Raw genomic sequence first — 15,415 nt, forward strand, 5'->3', positions numbered from 1 at the left:
GGTCGCGCAGACTATCGTCACAGAAGGAAGAATCTGGTCACCCGTAGTCATGAGAACAAAAAGATTGATTCTGAGCGTAGGCGCAAACTCGGGAGCTTGCTCCCAGAGTTTAGCCGTAGCGAAGAAAGCCGCCGAGCCGGTCACAACCGTAGGTTGTGAAGAATCTTGCTCACTCGGGGGCAAGATTCTAGGCGAGGCGTCATAATTTTTTTGTTTGAATTGTGTTCAAGTCACCGAAGATCCACTCGCTTTTGAATAGAGTTGTTTTCCAGTCTTTTTTATAGTACGAATAAAACCTGGATCTATATATTCTTCTTCATAAAACTTCTTAGACGGAAAAGCCATGAGTTGTAGATAGGGCTCAAATAGTTTTGCTTTGTCCAGTACTGTTAGTGAGTTTTCAAATAAAGGTGAATCCATGTCTAGATTTGGCGCAATGACAGCTATATCAATATCACTGTTATCAGTTTCAGTTCCTTTTGCATAAGATCCAAACAAGATTATTTCATCAACTTCAAAATTATTAGTAATCTGATTTGTGATTCTATTCAAAAAGTCTCGTAATTCTATTTTATTTTTTTTTCCAGCCATTTGAATGTCCTTTTTGTTTCAGCTAAAACCCTTCTAGCTTCTACCTGATCTAGCTTGCCATATATAGCCTCAAACTCATCGGGATAGCGTGTGCTCATGTAGATGGAGTCAAGTTCTCTCATCAGAGTTTTAACTTCAAGCTGCAAATTTTAATAAGTGCTTCGCTTGCTAGCCTGAGTAGGTCGTGGATCTTTTGAGGCTCTTGATTGTTTTCAGCAATAATACCTTTGAGTAATTTTTCTAATGCCGAATGTGCATGCTCAAAAACTTTAATGTAATAGCCACCATCCAGTGCATTTTCTGCAGCCCCCAGGTCATATTTTGCTATTTTAAGCCAGTTGATTGAGGCTTTGCCCATGGATTTAATTATATCTCATAGCATCATATTACAAGATATACTTATATTAGATGCCCAAACGCGCAATAATCCTTGTAATAGACGCACTCGGAGTCGGCTCACTTCCTGACTGGGCTGATTATGACGAAGTCAGTGAGTCAAACACTCTTGCTAGTACTTGCAAATACATGGCTCAAAATCATCAAGCTATTAAACTCCCTAATTTGCAAAAACTAGGACTCGCTAATATTACGAGTTTGAAAGGCTTATCCCCACTTGAAAAGACTACAGGTTCTTATGGCAAAATGGCTGAACTAAATCCAGCTAAGGATACAATTACAGGACACTGGGAGATGATGGGGATTCGCGCATCTAAACCCTTCCCTTATTATCCAAATGGCTTCCCTGCAGAAATTATTGAACAGCTCAAAAAACAATTTGGTGTTGAAGGGATACTGTGTAACTCTACAGCAAGTGGAACTACTGTTATTAATGAGCTTGGTGACAAGCATAGAGAGACTGGTTTCCCGATTGTTTATACCAGTGCTGATTCTGTTTTGCAAATTGCTTGTGATGTAGATGTGGTTCCAGTTGAGACTTTATATAAGTGGTGTGAATTAGCTAGAGAGATTATGCGAGGCGAGCACGAAGTTGCAAGGATTATTGCAAGACCTTTTAAACGAAATGAGAATTGGGTTGAGGGATCCAGTCCGGCAAAAGCTGCCGATATGAAATATGTGCGCCTTGGTGACAAGCGCCATGACTACTCTGTCTTGCCTCACGCCAAATCAGTACTAGAAATGGTTTTGGAGAATCAGGGGCATGTAGTTGGTTTTGGTAAGATTCAGGATATTTTTGCTGGAGTTGGCGTGCCGGAGAATATTCATACGGCAAGTAATGCTGATGGGCTTGATAAATTTATTGCTGCAATTAAAAGTCCTGCCAAGAAGAACGAAGTTTTGTTTATTAATTTAGTGGAGACAGATGCTAATTATGGCCACCGTAGAGACCCAGAAGGTTTTGCCAAAGCGCTTGAAGACATAGACAAAGGAATGCCTGAATTGTTGGAAGCGATGACAGAAGAAGATATTTTGATGATTTCAGCGGATCATGGTTGTGACCCGACGGCAGTAGGTAGCGATCATACTAGAGAGTATGTGCCGATTATTTTTTATAATAGAAACATGGCTGGCAAGGATTTAGGGACTCGCAAGAGTTTTGCTGATATTGGTGCTACAATTCTTTATTGGTTTGGGCTAGAAAGCAGTGAGCTTAGTATTCCGGGGACTAGTTTTATATAAGATGGCAAACGCAGTCAAACAAGAAAAAATAACCAAGCTTGCATTAATAGCAGGTCATGGAGAGCTGCCGCATCACTTAGCTACTGCTGCAAGCAAGTCAGGAGTTGAAGTTTCAGTGATTGCACTGAATAAAAATACTTATAATCAGTTTAAAGATACTTACAAATCAGAATACTACTCACCAGTCGAAGTACTTGAAATTATTGAATCGATTAAGTCACAAGAGATTAAGCATATGGTTTTTATTGGTAAAGTACCAAAGCTAGATTTCTTTAAAAATATTCACAAACTTGATCCTGGTTTGCTGAAGATAGTCAAAGGACTTGGTGATCTTAATGATGATTCTTTACATTTTGCCTTATTGAGATTGTTAGAAGAAGAGCATGGACTTACTGTAATTGATCAAACACAATACCTTCGTGACTTTTTCCCTGGTCCTCAAGTATTTTCAGACCGGCAGCCAAGTGAAGATGAGCTTGGCGAAATACAATATGGACTGAAGATGGCAAAAGCAATTGCTGCAGTAGATATAGGACAAACAGTGGTTGTGAAAAATAAAGCGGTAATTGCAGTTGAAGCAATTGAAGGAACCAACAATTGTATTAAGCGTGCTGCCAATTCTTTTGCATGGTTTAAAGATAACCGAATCACAGTGTGCAAGGTAAGTAAACCAAATCAAGACAATCGTTTTGATGTGCCGACTGTGGGACCTAAGACAATCGCTGCGATGCCAGCTAATAGTATTCTTGTTTTCGAAGCGAACGAGTGTTTCTTTGTTGATCAAGCTAAATCAATTAAGTTGGCAAATCAAAAGAATATATTGTTCTGCTCAGTTCTGTTAGACTTGTTGCCAGTGTCACAGAATGAGCAACGTAGCTATTAGGGGTTTTGCAATAAGTCTAATGGGTATATCATAAGTATGTCCCTAGTTAAGGTAGAAACGATACTCGCTCAGGCTGAAGACTTGCCAGCTCTATCGAGCACGGCAACCAAGTTGATTGGCATGCTTGATGATATGAAAACAACCAGAATCGAGGTTGTAAAAACAATTAATTTAGACGAAGTTTTGGCTGCTAGTGTTTTTAAATATGCAAACTCAGCAGCGGTTGGTGCAAGAGTACGCTTTATTAATTTACTTGATGTAATTGATTATATCGGTTTTACCAGTGTCAAAAATATCGTTTTGTATGTTGCAGCCAAAAAAGTTATTAATGATGAGTCATTATGGCTCCGCAGTGTCTTTATTACTAATACCTATAAGAAGATCGCTAATTTGCTTAACGAGCCAAGATCCAGTATTGATCTTGGTTTCATGCTCGCTTTATTTCATAATCTTGGCTCATTAGTGTTGAGGAATTTTTATCGTGAGGAGTTTCAAGAAAGCTCTGTCATTAATGATTTTGCCAACCGACTCTCGAAGGAAAAACAATTGTTTGGCATGAATCATTTGGATCTTTCTGTAATTATTCTTGAGAACTGGCAATTTCCGAAGGAATTGATTGATTTAGTTAAAACTCAAGCTGATTTTGGCAAGAACAGTTTTACTAAAATCAACTTGATTATTGAACTAGCTAGACGCTTGTTTGAGATGGAACAAGTTGACCAAGTGAGCATAGCAAAGCTACTCTCTGACGATAAACTAACGAAACATATGAAAGTGCATGGCTTAGACAAATTGGATTTGACCGAAGATTTTGTCAATGATTTGTTTGATGAAGCTCGTAATCAGATTAGTGCCTGGTAGTTATTAATGATGTATAGACAAAGCGTTACGTCGTTACAACCCGGTGTTGATACCGTAACGCTTTGTCAATATAAACTGATATTGTCAATGTCTATTGTTAGGCTATAGTTTTTTGATTTCTCTAATGCTTTGTAACCCAGTTTAATTCTGTCAATCAGTTCTTTGGATTCTTCTAGTTCGGGAATTTTGATCACCAAATGGTATCGATGTTTGTTGTTGATTCTTGAAATTAATGCTTCACATGGCCCCAGTATAGAGATAGATCCTTCTGGTTGAGGATCATCATGGTTCATATTCTCTATCTTAATACCAAGCTCTTCGACAATTCCATAAACCATTGCATGTACCTTGTTACATGCTTCTATTGCAGTTGGCTCAAATTCGGCACTTACCAAAAATCTAACCAATCTTGCAAAAGGTGGATACTTGAGAATCTCTCTCAATTCGATTTCTCTTTGATAGAAACCAACGTAGTCCTGCTCTTTAGCATAAGTGAGTGCTTCTCTTTCTGGTTGATAACTCTGAAACACAACTTGCCCTTCTTTGTCTTTGCGACCAGCTCTACCAGCTACCTGCGTGAGTAATTGAAAGCCTCTCTCGTCAGCTAGATAATCAAGTTGGCTGAAATTACTGTCAGCCGAAATTACTCCCACAAGTGTGAGATTCGGATTATCAAGTCCTTTGGCAATCATTTGCGTGCCAATAAGAATATCAATCTCACCATTTTTAAAATCGCTCCAAGTCTTGATGTAGTTATTTTTGATTCGTGACACATCACTATCAAGTCTTCTGACTCTTGCTTCGGGGAATGTTTTGACTACTTCTTGTTCTAGTTTTTGAGTACCAAGTCCAAAGAACTTGATAGCGTTGGATTGACAGACCGGACATTCTTTGGGATGCGGTTCTGAGTCGCCACAATGATGACAAAGCATCAGGTTGCGGTCCAAGTGATAGACTGTCTTGCTGTCACAACGTGAGCATTTATAGATATGTCCGCATTGACGGCAAAAGACATGGGAAGCAGATCCGCGCTTATTTAAAAAGAGAATGATCTGTTCTTTTTTTTCTAATTTAGATTCAATCTCAGAGCGCAAGAACCTAGAAAAAATACTTTTGTTGGCGTTATTAAATTCTTCTCGCATATCTACTAGCGCCACTTTGGGTAAGGGGTTGTCAAAGACTCGCTTCTTGAGTTCTAGTAATAAAAAATCATCAAGATTATTGAGTGCTTTGTAATAAGTTTCGATACTTGGAGTTGCGGAACCTAAAACAAGTGGACAATTGTTTAACTTGGCTCTTTGCTGAGCTACTAGTTTGGCGTGGTATCTTGGTGCCGGGCTATCTTGTTTGTATGAATTTTCATGCTCTTCATCCATAACAATCAGCCCAAGCTCTTTGACTGGTGCAAAAATAGCTGACCTAGCACCAATTACGACTCTAGTTTTGCCTTGAAGCAAATCATGCAAGCCGTGTTCTTTCTCTGATTTACTGAGAGCGCTGTGCCAGACTACCACGCTTTCTTTGCCGAATCTCTGACTGATTCTTTCGAGTAGTTGCGGAGCTAGAGCAATCTCAGGCACCAGTACTATACTGCTTTTGCCTTGCTTGAAACAATCCTCTATCAAACGTAAATAGATTTCGGTTTTACCGCTACCGGTTACTCCGCGCACTAAGAATTTGGAGGCAGTTTTGTTTTTGATAGCTTGTTTTATTCCTTCAAGAGCCTGAGATTGTTCTTCTGTTAGTTTTGGAATGGTTTCTTGATCAAGACTAGAAAGAAAATCAAGTGGATCAGTTTTCTTGGTTTCTTTGATAATTGGATTAATGTAGTTTACTTCAATGAGATTTTTTTGTACCAGTTTACGAGTTTCTTTTTTGAGCTGGGCTTCTTTCAGTCCACTAAGTGTTTTTAATCTGTCCCATTTGGCTTTATTCTTTCTTGCTTTGAGTAGGGCTTGAATGACGGTACTTGGATCTTGACTTGTTGGATCAAGCAAAGTTAGTTCTTTGTGGGCCTTGGGAATGAGAGCTGAGGCTAAGAGGGCTGAGCAGGTCTCAGAGTATGAACAGGCGTAATATGCTGATACGAATTTGACGAGTTCAACAAGCTCTGTTTCAAAGTGAATAGTGCCAGCCAGTAGCTCATCAATCTCCCTTATCTTAAAAGCTTGCTCCTCAATTGAGAGCTCCTCGTAGATCTCGGTTACCAGCCCGCTTTCCCTCTGGTTACGAAAAGGTACTAAAATCAAGGATCCAATAGCCAATTTGCCCTCTAAGTCCACTGGTATCTTATAAGTCAGTTGATCACTAAAAGTTTGTAAAGAGTTGGTGAGTATGGTTTTACAATATGACATTGTTTGATATTATTGTAGCCTGAGTCGAAGCAATTTTATTGGCTTTTTCTCGGGCACTTAGCTCAGTTGGTAGAGCATCTCGTTTACACCGAGGCGGTCGGAAGTTCGAGTCTTTCAGTGCCCACCATTTTTCATTCATCTCGTGACAAACCTAAATTGCTTTGCAATTTTACGGTTTGTGCTTCAGGGGTCACTGTATTTCCTTCTATGTATTGGTTGTGCTCTTCCCTTCGTACCGAGGCGGCCCTGCAGTTCGAGTCTTTCTTGCCCACCATAGAACAAACACTCATGCTCTTACAACCTCCCGGCGGTCGTTTTTTGTAAAACGTCCTGACGATGTCAGGACTTGGAGTCTTTCTTGCCCACCATTTCATTCATCTCGTGACTCACTAATTCCCTAAGCAATTCTTGAAAATATTGTTTTGATCTATCAATTTTATGGTTTAGCGTATTTGCTCATGAGCAGGGGCATAATATCCCAATGGTAACAAAAGACAACGTAAGACAGACTCTTGAATCTATGATGATTGATCATCCTGACTTTGAAGCTAAGATGAAATTTGGTAGCAAGGGTTATGAGCTGCGAGGCAAGCTTTGTGCTGGTGTATATCAAGACTTTTTGGTGCTCAATCTTGGCAAAGACAAAGTAGATGAGATGCTCAAGCAAGGTGATTCAAAACCAATGGATATCATTGGAAGAGTACTTGAAGACTGGGTGATGATTGAAGAGCCGGTTTATCGTGATGATAGCGAAATGAAAAAGCTTATAGATATGGCAGCACAGCGTGTTCGCTCCGTAGCTTAAGCTAATTATTACCTTATAATAGTTTAAATGAAGAGCTGTTTTGGCGTATTTATTTTTGCTTTTGTGTTTTTGCTCTACAAAGTCTGGGCTTACCCCCTAATAGACGCTGATGAGCCTCGCTATGCTGAAGCAGCTAAAGAGATGATCAATGCTCATCAGTATTTAATTCCGCTTGCTGATGGCTTGCCGCGTTTTGATAAACCAATTCTTTTTTATTGGTTTGAGATTTTAAGTTTTAAAGTTTTTGGGATTAATGAATTTGCTGCACGCTTGCCTTCGGTGATTGCAGGTGCATTGACAGTTTGTTTTGTTTATTGGTTGGGGCGTTTTTACAAGGTTGGATTGGCTGCTGCTTTAGTTTTGCTTACTTGTATCGAGTTTTTTGTAGTCTCGCGTATGTCAATTACTGACGCGCTTCTCAACTTTGCGATTGTCTCAGTTTTGATAATTTATTTTTTGATTAAAGAGAAGCATATCAATGTGCGATATATTTATTTGCTTGCCGTTTGTGCAGCAGTTGGTTTTATGACTAAGGGACCTGTTGCAGTTGTCATTCCAGGAATGGTTGCAGTCGTCGATTATTTGATTAATCAAGGCTGGAAAGATTATAAGTTACCCGCACTTGGAATGATACTAAAAGCATTTTTGCTGTTCTTTATGATTGCAGCTCCTTGGTATATCCTGATTGACTTTAATACAGAGGGAGCTTTCACTCATTACTTCTTTATTGGACAAAACCTCGGACGATTCAGCTCCACTCTTAGCGGGCATCATCAGCCTTGGTGGTTTTATATTGCAGTTATGATTGTTGGATTTATGCCTTGGTCACTGTTTCTGCCAGCGATGATTGCTGATTTTAAGATCAAGGCTGAGAGCTTTCGTTTGCAAAGTTTTGCTTTGATTTGGCTCTTTACTGTTCTAGGTTTTTTTAGTTTTTCTTCTACCAAACTTGCCAACTATGTAATGTCAATCTTTGTGCCACTAGCTATTCTGTTTGCAATTTGGTTTAAGCAAGTCCCGAAGAAAAAATGGCTCGCGATTAATTCAGCCTTCTATTTAATTATTTTTGTTGTCTTGGCTTATGTTTATAGTCAAGGCTATTTAGATAAATTAATAGCTTCTGAACCCTTCTTGAAGGAATACTTTTCTGGAGCTTTTGTTTATCTAGCTTTGCTGCTTTTGATTATTTCTTTTGCTGCGATTTTGATAAATGCCTTGGCAAATAACGTACAAAGGGCGATGAGTATCTTTGCTGTCTTTGCTTTATCTCTTTGCTTGGCTGGGATTGATTACTTTATTAAGCCTTTTGCTCATTACAAAGAAGCTGGTATCAAGAGTTTTTTGCAAGAAATTCCTCGTGAAGTGCAGATCTATTTGTTGACTATTGACAGGCCGAGTGTTAGTTTCTATTCTCAGTCTAAGAGCTTTCCAGAGCGTATTGGATTGAACATGCTCAAGACTCAAGCTGCAGTCGGTCACAAGTTTTGTGTAATAGCCAAGCATGACAAAGCTGATAAATTAGCGAGCCTAGCAAGATTGATAATTTGGTCTCAAGATGATATCTATTTGTTTGCTTGTAGTTTCAAGAAAGATATACCCCCAGGGGGTATATCTGCAAACAATATTGTACGTTCTACGTCTATGAATTAGTGCAGATCAATCTCGATTTCCTAACTATTGAAGTAATACTAACTTTTTTTCTAGCGATGACTAGAATAGGGGCTTTTATGGTTGCTGCCCCCTTATTATCTCGAAATGGGATCCCGGTTATGGCAAAGGTTCTGCTTACTGCAGCTATTGTACTGAGTTTTTATCCGACGATATTGGCTCATTCTGATGGTTTGATTCTTTATGATAGTTGGCATCTTGCGATTGCGATTTTCCATGAGATTTTGGTTGGATATAGCATGGGTGTCTTAATGAGTTTGTTCTTTGATTCTTTGGTGAGTTTTGCTCATATGGCAGGGATACAGATGGGACAAAGTTCTTCAAATGTCTTCAACCCTGCTCTGTCAGCGCCGACGAGCCCGACTGGCACTTTTATTGCCAATGTCGCTTTGATGTTTTTTATATTCTTAAATGGTATCTACCACATGTTGTTCTTACTAAAGAAGAGTTTTGTACTTGTGCCTCTCGCTAGTTATAAGCTCGATCTTGCGACTTTAGGGCAGAACTACATAGCGGTTTTCACTGAGATTTTTGCAATTGGCATGAAAATCATTTTGCCGTTAATTGCCATAATGTTTGTAATTGATGTATTTGTCGCACTTTTTGCCAAGATCATGCCACAAGCTAATATGTTCTTTTTGATGATGCCAGCTAAGTTAATTGTAGGCGTTTTCATTATTATGTTTATGCTTAATATCTTGTATCTAAGGATGGAGCAGTTTTATGAGATAGATTTTTGGGATTTGATGGATAAGTTGTTTTTGGGTTAGATGTACTAGGTAGTGAGGTGGATCTGCCAGGAATAATACTATTATGCCACCAGAAGGTCCGGATAAGCACTCAAAGACGGAGCAGGCCTCCAGTCATAAGCTGAAGAAAAGTCGTGAGCAAGGTCAAGTTGCAATGTCAAAAGATCTTTCTTCGACCCTTGGTCTTGTTTTTGGCATGATCATGGCAGCTGTTATGGGTCCACAAATTGCAGTTGGGTTCAAACAATTTTTTCAATTAATTAGTTCAGATTTCAATTTTGGTTTGGTTGCTCCATCTGGAATTAATTTCTTGATGTTTGATATTTTTCAAAGATTTGTGATTTTGGTTGCACCCATTATTGGTGTTGTTTGGCTAGTTAGTTTTATTGCTTCAGTTGCTCAAGCTGGATTTCATGTTTCAGCCAAACCACTTGAACCCAAGTTTGAGAAAATTAATCCAATTGAAGGTTTTAAGAGATTAGTTTCTAAGCGAGGCTTGGTCAACTTGATTATTTCATTAATGAAAATGGCGTTAATTGCTTTTGTAACTAGTTCGGTTTTGCTCAACGAGGAAAATACACTAGTTCTAATGAATCTTAGTGACATTCATTTTATTCTAGCGAAGGCTGGCTCAATGGTCTGGGAGATTGGCTTTAAGGCATCTATCACTTTAATTATTATCGCGTTGATAGATTTTTCTTACCAAAAATGGCAGTTTCTTGAAGATCAAAAAATGACCAAGCAAGAAACGCAAGACGAGCACAAAGAACATGATGGTAACCCGCAAATTAAATCCAAAATTAGATCTATGCAAAGAGCTTCTGCCCAAAAACGTGGGCTCAGAGAGTCAGTAATAGAAGCTGATGTCATCGTGACTAATCCTTTTCATATTGCCGTTGCAATTAAATACGATAGAGAATCTGGTCAAGATGCTCCAATTATTGTTGCCAAAGGAGCCAGATTAATTGCTGAAAGAATCAAAGGTATTGCCAGAGAATACAAAATCGAAATTATAGAAAACATTCCACTGGCTCGTGCATTATATAAAGAAGTCAAAGTCGGTTGGGAGATTCCGCCTGCTTTGTATATTGCTGTTGCGGAGATTTTGGCGATCGTGTTTAGGCGACGTGCGAATATAAAGAGCTAATAACAGGTTTAGTAATGGATCAATGAAAAAACTTCTACCCCATTCTCTTCAAGCCTCTTCCTGCCATCAAGAAAATCAAGTTCAATAAGTGCTGCGATACCAACCACTTCACCGCCAGCTTTGCGGATTAGCTCTGCGGCAGCAAGAGCGCTGCCGCCAGTGGCAATCAGGTCATCAACTATGAGTACGCGTGGATTTTCTACTCCGGCAAAGGCATCTTCGTGAATACAGAGAGTATCTGTGCCGTATTCAAGCTCATAGCTATATTCAATTGTTTTAGCTGGTAGTTTACCAGGTTTGCGTATCAGGCTTAAACCAGCGTTGAGCTTAGCAGCTACCGGTGCTCCAAAAATAAAACCACGCGATTCTGGACCTGCAATAAAATCGATCTTGCTATCTTTATATTGCTCGCAAATTAGCTCAATACTTATATTAAAAGCCTTGGGGTTAGACAACAGCGTAGTAATATCCTTAAAAATGATGCCCGGCTTGGGAAAGTCGGGGATATCCCTGATACTAGATTTAAGATAGTCAATTTTGTTCATTGCTGCTTATTATAGTGCGAATTGGCTCATTAGGGCATGAATAGTCAATAACATTGCCATTATCACAAATCTAGGCTCGCTATTCGTAGATAAATGTAGTATTATACTGCCTTAGACCCATGTCCTTACTAATTGACCAAATTTTTGACCTTGATAAACATGAGTTTTACTCCAAGAGTATTTTTCATGAAAGACAAATGAATTCATGTCCAATTGGCTGTGATGGTTGCGCTGTATCTGCTAGTACTACTAGTAAAGGTGCAATTAGTTATGAGGCTCTTGCTGATTTTTATAGAGATGCTCGTCAACACAAAGCAAGACTCAATATCACTAAAGTAGAGGGCTACGACCCTGTTTTTGTTAATTATGCAGACGATTCTAGTATTCCTTTTGCAAAGTCAGTTAAAGACGCTCTCGATCTTGGACATCGAATTATTACGCCGGTTTGTACTACAGGTTCATGGAAATCAGATAGAACAAAGTGGCAGCTTGAGGAATTAGGCAAGCTATCAAATCAGTATCGAAGCTTTATTTATCCATCAGGCAATCGTGGCCAATCCTTTGTGCTTTCAGTGCCGCGTGAGGTAAAACCTTTTGCTGATGGACGTTACGATTTTGAAGAGCACGTTGATAAAATAGTTGAAGATATTCAATTGCTAACTATCAATGGCGACATTGATGTTTTGATTTATTATAATAGTGAGTTTGAATCCGACTATGATACAGCCGTTATGATTAAATCCAATGTTGCAATTAAATTGGAAGGAAAAGCAAGAGAAAGAGCCAATTTCCTTGTTACTAATTTCAATTCAAATACTTTACCAGAGTCTTGCTTTAGATATCCCAATAGTATTTTAGTTTCTGACAAAGGCTTTCAAGCGATTGATCCAACTAAGATGGAGTGGGATTTTGAGTCAGCTAAATTAAATAGTCATTTGCAAAACAATAATAAGCTTGTTGGCGCCAAAGTCTAATGGATTTCATAAAAACAATATTTCAAGATCTAAGGATGCTAATTACAAGTCCTCAATTGGCTTTTGAGCAAATACTGGCACGTGAAGATTGGAAGCTTAATCGTGCTTGCTTAGTTTTTGTTGTGGTCATGCATAGTTACTATCTTCTATTACCTTCTTATCTATTGATATTGAATATCTTGGCAATTTTGTTTTTCTTTCTTGTAATGGGGACTATGTATTATTTCATGCAAGAGTGTTTGATCATATTTAAAGAGCAGCATAGTTATCAACAAGCTGACGATGACATTCTCTATTTAATAGCTTATATTTTTGCACTGGCTAATATACCTGCGATGATTTTGAATATCATTAATAACTTAATTGCGGTGATTGTTTTTGATAATCTTTTAGTTGGGATTTGCTTTGCTATAGTCTTTGGTATTCCAATATTGTTATTATCGTTTTATTACCCACTTAGGTTCTTTGCCTATATCAGTAATGAGAAAGCCTCTTGGAGACTGATGTTGGAGCTGTATGTGACTAGCTTTATAACTACTTGTAAGGAGAATCTGGGGATTAAGGCAGTAAAGGATATTCTTATTGATTGGCGCCGATCTTACTCTGAAGCTAAATAGCTGCGTTACTCACTTCAAACACCAAAATTTCTCTTCCGCTGTTCAAAATCCTCAACAGCTTTAGCTAATTCAGTTTCATCTAATTTCTCACAAAAATAAATCTCAGCGTAGCTCGCTTCGATGATTGCTGCATTTTGCAGACTGGGCTCGCCTTCAATAATTATTAGATCTGGTTTGGTGAATTTGTTTTCTATAGCTTCAGGGCTAAGGTCTTCACCATTCAATAACATAGATTTAAACTGTTCTAGAGTATCATGGCGTGCAAATTTCTGTGACTCTGAGTTGATGACTAAAATATTTATGGGCTTTTCTTTAGTGTTGATCATTTCTGTTTCTGTATCAAATAATTCAAAATTGGTGGTGGAATTAAAGTTGTGAGAATGACCATGATTACTGTGATTGCATAAAGCTCGTCGTTAATCACACCGATTGATTTACCAACTGTAGCAAAAATCAAACCCACTTCGCCGCGCGGTACCATGCCGATGCCAATGATCATACGATTGATTGGACTTGATGAGGTGAATGCCCAACCACAAATCAATTTGCCGATAATTGCAACAGCGGTAATTGCAAGTGCAGCAATTACGGTGCTGGGTTTTGCAAAAACAGCAAGGTCAACTTGCATGCCGGTGATTACAAAAAATATTGGTACAAATAAATATGATAGTGGTCTGATATAGTCGTGAATTGAATATTCGGTGAGGAAGGATTTGAAATGCACTTCTTCAAGCACTAGTCCAATTGCAAAAGCACCAACAATGGTCGCAAGTCCCGCTTGATTCGCGAGATAGGCACCCATGAAACAAAGTACCAGAGCCGTTGTTAGCATCATCCCCGGGATCTTGAAAACAGACATTAATTTAATGGTGCGTTGCGCCAGCATTACTCCAAGTATTAATGAAATAACTACAAAGCCAATTGCTTTAACAGAGATGCTGACAATCGAATCTATTTCAATTTGTCCAGATTGCGCCATGCCAGTGACTATGGCAAGAATAATAAGACCAAGAATGTCATCTATGACAGCAGCTCCAAGAACGATGCGAGCTGCTTCTTGTTTCATAAAGTCAAGATCCTTGAAGACTCTTGCGGTAATTCCAACTGAGGTTGCGGTGAGTATTGCACCCATAAAAATTTTGCTGATATTGCTAATATCTGGCACTATCATTCCGGTGATGTAATAACCTATAAGGAAGGGAGTAATGACTCCAGCTATTGCAACTAATAATGACTTAAATCCTACAGCGAGCATTTCTTTGACATTGGCTTCTAGTCCAACATCAAACAGCAAGATAATCACGCCGAGCTCGGCGAAAATTGCAATGTGTTGATCGTGTTTAATGAATTCAAGCCCACTGTAATTGAATAAAACAATGTTGCCAACTAAGATCCCCGCTGTCAATTCCCCCAAAACCTCTGGCTGTTTGAGTTTCTCGGCAATAATGGCGCCTATCTTTGCTGCAATTAACACAACCGAAAGTCCTAAAAGAACGGGTACGACAGGGTCATGATGAGCAGCTTCCATATAGCTTTAGCTTAACAGAGATCCCTGGCTTTTATTACGCTTCTTAATTAGACTTCCTGCGAAAATACCAATTATTTCCATTAGCGGAACACATACTTCGTATGGTTCCGACCTTTTTGTGTCGACATCACTAGCAAAACAGGGTTTTGCAGGATGTCTATTGAGCTAATTTATTCCTTTTCTTAATGATTTTATTGGGTCTTTCTGATAAGATTTAGCCCAGTGCTCAGTCTTGGGCGCCTCATTTTATATATAAAAAGGATACGAAAATGGCTAGACAAAAATTTGAAAGAAAAAAACCAAACGTAAATGTAGGAACGATTGGTCACGTTGACCACGGTAAGACTACACTTACTGCGGCTATCTGTATGACCCTTGCAGGGATTGGTAATGCGGAGTCCAAAAACTACGCAGATATCGACGCTGCTCCAGAAGAGAAAGCTCGTGGTATTACAATTAACACTGCACACGTTGAGTATGAGTCTGAAACTAGACACTACGCTCACGTTGACTGCCCGGGTCACGCTGACTATGTTAAGAACATGATTACTGGTGCGGCGCAAATGGACGGTGCGATACTTGTAGTATCTGCAGCTGATGGTCCTATGCCACAAACTCGTGAACACATTCTTCTTGCTCGTCAAGTTGGTGTTCCACATATCGTTGTTTTCTTAAACAAATGCGATATGGTTGATGATGAAGAATTACTTGAGTTAGTTGAAATGGAAACTCGTGAATTGCTTTCTAAGTATGAATTTGACGGTGATAACATCACTTTCATCAAAGGTTCAGCACTTAAAGCAGTTGAGTACATGACTGCTAACCCTAAAGCTGCTAAAGGTGATAACGAATGGACAGACAAGATCTTTGATCTTATTGATGCAGTTGATGTTTCTGTTCCTACACCTGAGCGTGATGTTGACAAACCTTTCTTAATGGCTGTTGAGGACGTTTTCACTATTACTGGTCGTGGTACTGTTGCTACCGGTCGTATCGAGAGAGGTTCTCTCAAGGTTGGTGAAGAAGTTGAGATCATTGGTTTAATGGAAGAGCCG

General features: G+C 39.0%; 16 protein-coding genes and 1 tRNA gene. 11 read left to right on the forward strand and 6 right to left on the reverse strand.

Features of this window, described 5'->3' with window-relative positions; translation table 11 throughout:
• Nucleotides 1-225 precede the first annotated feature (225 nt).
• Complete coding sequence (locus tag O3C63_07305; GenBank protein ID MDA0772735.1) at nucleotides 226-591, reverse strand: nucleotidyltransferase domain-containing protein; 366 nt, start codon at nucleotides 589-591, stop codon at nucleotides 226-228.
• Between the two features lie 121 nt (nucleotides 592-712).
• Complete coding sequence (locus O3C63_07310) at nucleotides 713-949, reverse strand: HEPN domain-containing protein (GenBank protein ID MDA0772736.1); 237 nt, start codon at nucleotides 947-949, stop codon at nucleotides 713-715.
• A 50-nt stretch (nucleotides 950-999) separates the two neighbouring features.
• Between O3C63_07310 and O3C63_07315 the strand changes: the two genes are divergently transcribed.
• From O3C63_07315 to O3C63_07325, 3 genes are read left to right on the forward strand one after another with little or no spacing between them, the layout of a single operon-like run.
• Nucleotides 1,000-2,229: a phosphopentomutase gene (locus O3C63_07315; GenBank protein ID MDA0772737.1), complete on the forward strand. Its 1,230-nt coding sequence runs from the start codon at nucleotides 1,000-1,002 to the stop codon at nucleotides 2,227-2,229.
• A gap of 1 nt (nucleotide 2,230) precedes the next feature.
• Entirely contained in the window at nucleotides 2,231-3,112 is an 882-nt protein-coding gene (lpxI, locus tag O3C63_07320; protein ID MDA0772738.1) for a UDP-2,3-diacylglucosamine diphosphatase LpxI, read from the forward strand.
• 36 nt (nucleotides 3,113-3,148) lie between these two features.
• The gene (locus O3C63_07325; GenBank protein MDA0772739.1) at nucleotides 3,149-3,973 is read left to right on the forward strand and encodes an HDOD domain-containing protein; all 825 of its coding nucleotides are present in this window, start codon (nucleotides 3,149-3,151) and stop codon (nucleotides 3,971-3,973) included.
• 65 nt (nucleotides 3,974-4,038) lie between these two features.
• Here O3C63_07325 and priA read toward each other — a convergent pair whose 3' ends face one another.
• Entirely contained in the window at nucleotides 4,039-6,327 is a 2,289-nt protein-coding gene (gene priA, locus O3C63_07330) for a primosomal protein N' (protein MDA0772740.1), read from the reverse strand.
• Between the two features lie 51 nt (nucleotides 6,328-6,378).
• Between priA and O3C63_07335 the strand changes: the two genes are divergently transcribed.
• The 5 genes from O3C63_07335 to O3C63_07355 all read left to right on the forward strand — a co-directional run bounded on the left by O3C63_07335 (nucleotide 6,379) and on the right by O3C63_07355 (nucleotide 10,696).
• Nucleotides 6,379-6,454 (forward strand) — tRNA-Val (locus tag O3C63_07335).
• Nucleotides 6,455-6,808: 354 nt separating this feature from the next.
• Nucleotides 6,809-7,132, forward strand: coding sequence for a hypothetical protein (locus O3C63_07340; protein ID MDA0772741.1), 324 nt, complete (start codon nucleotides 6,809-6,811; stop codon nucleotides 7,130-7,132).
• 27 nt (nucleotides 7,133-7,159) lie between these two features.
• Nucleotides 7,160-8,782: a glycosyltransferase family 39 protein gene (locus tag O3C63_07345; protein ID MDA0772742.1), complete on the forward strand. Its 1,623-nt coding sequence runs from the start codon at nucleotides 7,160-7,162 to the stop codon at nucleotides 8,780-8,782.
• Entirely contained in the window at nucleotides 8,782-9,570 is a 789-nt protein-coding gene (locus tag O3C63_07350; protein MDA0772743.1) for a flagellar biosynthetic protein FliR, read from the forward strand. Before O3C63_07345 ends, O3C63_07350 begins: the two co-directional genes overlap by 1 nt.
• Nucleotides 9,571-9,613: 43 nt before the next feature.
• A complete protein-coding gene (locus O3C63_07355; protein ID MDA0772744.1) occupies nucleotides 9,614-10,696 on the forward strand; it encodes an EscU/YscU/HrcU family type III secretion system export apparatus switch protein in 1,083 nt (360 codons plus the stop codon).
• An 8-nt stretch (nucleotides 10,697-10,704) separates the two neighbouring features.
• On the opposite strand, the gene apt is transcribed toward O3C63_07355, so the two are convergent.
• Nucleotides 10,705-11,241, reverse strand: a complete 537-nt coding sequence (gene apt, locus O3C63_07360) for an adenine phosphoribosyltransferase (GenBank protein ID MDA0772745.1) — start codon at nucleotides 11,239-11,241, stop codon at nucleotides 10,705-10,707.
• A gap of 119 nt (nucleotides 11,242-11,360) precedes the next feature.
• Here apt and O3C63_07365 point away from each other — a divergent pair, with 119 nt between their 5' ends.
• Both O3C63_07365 and O3C63_07370 read left to right on the forward strand, forming a co-directional pair.
• Complete coding sequence (locus O3C63_07365) at nucleotides 11,361-12,215, forward strand: hypothetical protein (protein ID MDA0772746.1); 855 nt, start codon at nucleotides 11,361-11,363, stop codon at nucleotides 12,213-12,215.
• Nucleotides 12,215-12,832 (forward strand): hypothetical protein, encoded by a 618-nt coding sequence (locus tag O3C63_07370; GenBank protein MDA0772747.1) that lies wholly within the window; start codon nucleotides 12,215-12,217, stop codon nucleotides 12,830-12,832. Before O3C63_07365 ends, O3C63_07370 begins: the two co-directional genes overlap by 1 nt.
• Nucleotides 12,833-12,846: 14 nt before the next feature.
• Here the strand turns inward: O3C63_07370 and O3C63_07375 are convergent, their stop codons facing one another.
• Nucleotides 12,847-13,158: a hypothetical protein gene (locus O3C63_07375; GenBank protein MDA0772748.1), complete on the reverse strand. Its 312-nt coding sequence runs from the start codon at nucleotides 13,156-13,158 to the stop codon at nucleotides 12,847-12,849.
• Nucleotides 13,155-14,360 carry a cation:proton antiporter gene (locus O3C63_07380; protein ID MDA0772749.1) on the reverse strand — a complete coding sequence of 402 codons (1,206 nt, stop codon included), beginning with the start codon at nucleotides 14,358-14,360 and terminating at the stop codon, nucleotides 13,155-13,157. Before O3C63_07380 ends, O3C63_07375 begins: the two co-directional genes overlap by 4 nt.
• 269 nt (nucleotides 14,361-14,629) lie before the next feature.
• On the opposite strand from O3C63_07380, the gene O3C63_07385 reads away from it, so the two are divergent.
• The coding region (locus O3C63_07385) for an elongation factor Tu (GenBank protein ID MDA0772750.1) at nucleotides 14,630-15,415 on the forward strand (786 nt) is incomplete at its 3' end.

It is taken from the genome of Cyanobacteriota bacterium (assembly GCA_027618255.1).
In the GTDB taxonomy this organism is placed as follows: domain Bacteria; phylum Cyanobacteriota; class Vampirovibrionia; order LMEP-6097; family LMEP-6097; genus JABHOV01.

Excerpts from the sequence above, each read along its gene's own strand:
- O3C63_07305 (MDA0772735.1), bottom strand. The coding sequence starts at position 591 with ATGGCTGGAAAAAAAAATAAAATAGAATTACGAGACTTTTTGAATAGA.
- O3C63_07310 (MDA0772736.1), bottom strand. The coding sequence starts at position 949 with ATGGGCAAAGCCTCAATCAACTGGCTTAAAATAGCAAAATATGACCTG.
- O3C63_07315 (MDA0772737.1), top strand. The coding sequence starts at position 1,000 with ATGCCCAAACGCGCAATAATCCTTGTAATAGACGCACTCGGAGTCGGC.
- lpxI (MDA0772738.1), top strand. The coding sequence starts at position 2,231 with ATGGCAAACGCAGTCAAACAAGAAAAAATAACCAAGCTTGCATTAATA.
- O3C63_07325 (MDA0772739.1), top strand. The coding sequence starts at position 3,149 with ATGTCCCTAGTTAAGGTAGAAACGATACTCGCTCAGGCTGAAGACTTG.
- priA (MDA0772740.1), bottom strand. The coding sequence starts at position 6,327 with ATGTCATATTGTAAAACCATACTCACCAACTCTTTACAAACTTTTAGT.
- O3C63_07340 (MDA0772741.1), top strand. The coding sequence starts at position 6,809 with ATGGTAACAAAAGACAACGTAAGACAGACTCTTGAATCTATGATGATT.
- O3C63_07345 (MDA0772742.1), top strand. The coding sequence starts at position 7,160 with ATGAAGAGCTGTTTTGGCGTATTTATTTTTGCTTTTGTGTTTTTGCTC.
- O3C63_07355 (MDA0772744.1), top strand. The coding sequence starts at position 9,614 with ATGCCACCAGAAGGTCCGGATAAGCACTCAAAGACGGAGCAGGCCTCC.
- apt (MDA0772745.1), bottom strand. The coding sequence starts at position 11,241 with ATGAACAAAATTGACTATCTTAAATCTAGTATCAGGGATATCCCCGAC.
- O3C63_07365 (MDA0772746.1), top strand. The coding sequence starts at position 11,361 with ATGTCCTTACTAATTGACCAAATTTTTGACCTTGATAAACATGAGTTT.
- O3C63_07370 (MDA0772747.1), top strand. The coding sequence starts at position 12,215 with ATGGATTTCATAAAAACAATATTTCAAGATCTAAGGATGCTAATTACA.
- O3C63_07375 (MDA0772748.1), bottom strand. The coding sequence starts at position 13,158 with ATGATCAACACTAAAGAAAAGCCCATAAATATTTTAGTCATCAACTCA.
- O3C63_07380 (MDA0772749.1), bottom strand. The coding sequence starts at position 14,360 with ATGGAAGCTGCTCATCATGACCCTGTCGTACCCGTTCTTTTAGGACTT.